Source organism: Mycobacterium sp. 94-17, from assembly GCF_035617725.1.
In the GTDB taxonomy this organism is placed as follows: Bacteria; Actinomycetota; Actinomycetes; order Mycobacteriales; family Mycobacteriaceae; genus Mycobacterium.
On record NZ_JAPIYN010000049.1, the window covers coordinates 1 to 2,744 of the forward strand.

At 69.8% G+C, this 2,744-nt stretch carries 1 protein-coding gene; it reads left to right on the forward strand.

The window, feature by feature from the left end; all coding sequences use genetic code 11:
- A partial coding sequence (locus OQ789_RS25540; RefSeq protein WP_324689178.1) for a condensation domain-containing protein occupies window positions 1–2,744 on the forward strand: 2,744 nt, incomplete at both ends.

A 2,744-nucleotide genomic window follows, 5' to 3' on the forward strand; every position in this document is an offset into this window, starting at 1 on the left:
ACCTGATCTACACCTCGGGCACCACCGGAACACCCAAGGGCGTGGCCATCACCCACCACAACGTCACCCAGCTGCTGGACGCGCTGCGTGCGGACTTGCCACACCCAGGAGTGTGGACGCAGTGGCATTCGCTGGCCTTCGACGTCTCGGTGTGCGAGATCTGGGGCGCGTTGCTCTACGGCGGGCGGCTGGTGGTGGTACCCGAGCCGGTTGCCCACTCTCCCAAGGACTTTCACGCCCTGCTGGTCGCCGAACAGGTCAGTGTGCTGAGCCAGACCCCGTCCGCGTTCTACGCGCTACAAGACGCCGACACGCTCGCGCCCGAGCTCGCCCGACAGCTCAACCTCGACGCGGTGCTATTCGCGGGCGAAGCGCTGGAACCTCACCGCCTGCGCACGTGGCTGCACGACCACCCGGGATCACCGCGCCTGCTCAACCTGTACGGCACCACGGAGACCACGGTGCACGCCTCGTTCCGCGAGATCGTCGACGGCGACACCGACAGCGTCGTCAGCCCCATCGGGGTTCCGCTGGCGCACCTCGCCTTTTTCGTGCTGGACGGCCAGCTGCGCGCGGTGCCCGCCAACGTGGTCGGGGAGCTGTACGTGGCGGGCGCCGGAGTGGGGCACGGCTATGTCGGTCGTGCGGGTCTGACCGCGTCGCGGTTCGTGGCGTGCCCGTTCGCCGAAGCGTCTGGGCTCCGGATGTATCGCACCGGGGATCTGGTGAGCTGGGGTTCCGATGGGCAGCTGCGCTACCTGGGGCGTGCTGATGAGCAGGTCAAGGTCCGCGGCTACCGCATCGAACTCGGTGACGTCCAAGCGGCGCTGGCCGGGCTGGACGGGGTGCAGCAGGCAGCGGTGATCGCCCGCGAAGACCGGCCCGGCGACAAGCGGCTGGTGGGATACGTGACGGGAAACGCCGACCCGGCCGGGCTGCGAACCGCGCTGGCCGCGCGGCTGCCGTCGTACATGGTTCCGGCCGCCGTCGTGGCGATCGATGCGCTGCCGCTGACGGCCAACGGCAAACTCGACAAGCGCGCATTGCCACCACCGGAGTACACCGACGTCGATCGCTATCGCGCGCCGGCCAACGCCACCGAGGAGATCCTGGCCGGCATCTACGCGCAAGTCCTGGGTGTGGACGGGGTCGGGGTCGACGACTCGTTCTTCGACCTGGGCGGCGACTCACTGTCGGCCATGCGGGTCATCGCCGCGGTCAACAAATCGTTGGACACCCGCCTCGAGGTGCGCAAGCTGTTCGAGGCGCCGACCGTCGCACAGCTGGCGCCCTGCGTCGGCGCCGCTCAGGGTCGGGTCGAGCCGTTGGTGGCGATGGAACGGCCGGCGGTAGTGCCGCTGTCGTTCGCCCAGAACCGGCTGTGGTTCATCGATCAATTCCATGGCCCGTCGCCGGTCTACAACATGGCGGTGGCACTGCGGCTGGACGGCAGGCTGGATACCGAGGCGTTGGGCCGGGCGCTGGCCGACGTGGTCGCCCGCCACGAGAGCCTGCGCACGTTGTTCCCCGCGGCCGACGGGACGCCCCAGCAGCTCGTCATCCCCGTTGACGGCGCCGACTTCGGCTGGGACGTCGTCGATTCCGCCGGCTGGTCGGCTAGCGAGCGCGCGGAGGTCATCGACACGGCTGCCCGGTACACGTTCGACTTGGCGGTCGAAATGCCTTTGCGGGCAAGGCTTTTCCGCGTCGCCGAGGACGAGCATGTGCTGGTGGCCGCGGTGCACCACATCGCCGCCGATGGCTGGTCGATCACCCCGCTGGTGGCCGATCTGGGAGTGGCGTATGCGAGCCGGTGCGCCGGACGGGCGCCCGGGTGGACACCGCTTGCGGTGCAGTACGTCGACTACACGCTGTGGCAGCGCGCGCAGCTGGGCGATCTCGCCGACGGCCAGAGTCCCATCGCCAAGCAGCTGGCCTACTGGGAACAGACCCTGGCCGGCATGCCCGAACGCCTGGCGCTGCCCACCGACCGCCCCTATCCGCGGGTTGCCGACTACGGCGGTGCCACTGTCGCGGTGGACTGGCCCGTGGAGCTGCAGCGGGCCGTGCGCCGGGTGGCCCGCGAGCAAAACGCGACCAGCTTCATGGTGGTGCAGGCCGCCCTCGCAGTGCTGCTCTCCAGGCTCAGCGGTAGCAGCGACGTGGCGGTCGGGTTCCCGGTCGCGGGGCGCGCCGACACCGCGCTCGACGGGCTGGTGGGGTGCTTCGTCAACACGCTGGTGCTGCGGGTCGATCTGGCCGCCGACCCGAGTGCCGCCGAGTTGCTGGCTCAGGTCCGCGAGCGCAGCCTGGCCGCCTTCGAGCATCAGGATGTGCCCTTCGAGGTGCTGGTGGAGCGGCTCAACCCCACCCGCTCCCTGACTCACCACCCGCTGATCCAGGTGGCCTTGGCCTGGCAGAACAACGACCTCGATGCCGAGCTGACCTTGAATGACCTCCAGGTCACTCAGCTGCCGCTCGACACTCACACCGCCCGCCTGGACCTGACCTTTTCACTGGCGGAGCGCTGGACCGAGGCCGGCGAGCCGGCCGGGATCGGCGGCGGGGTGGAGTTTCGCACCGATGTGTTCGACGCGGGAACCATCGAGACGCTGGTCGAGCGGTTGCAGCGGGTGTTGGAGGCCATCGCCGCGGACCCGGCCCGGTGGCTGTCGTCGGTGGATCTGCTCGACGAGCCCGAGCGTGCCCGGCTCGATGGGTGGGGCAACCGGGCGGCGCTGGGC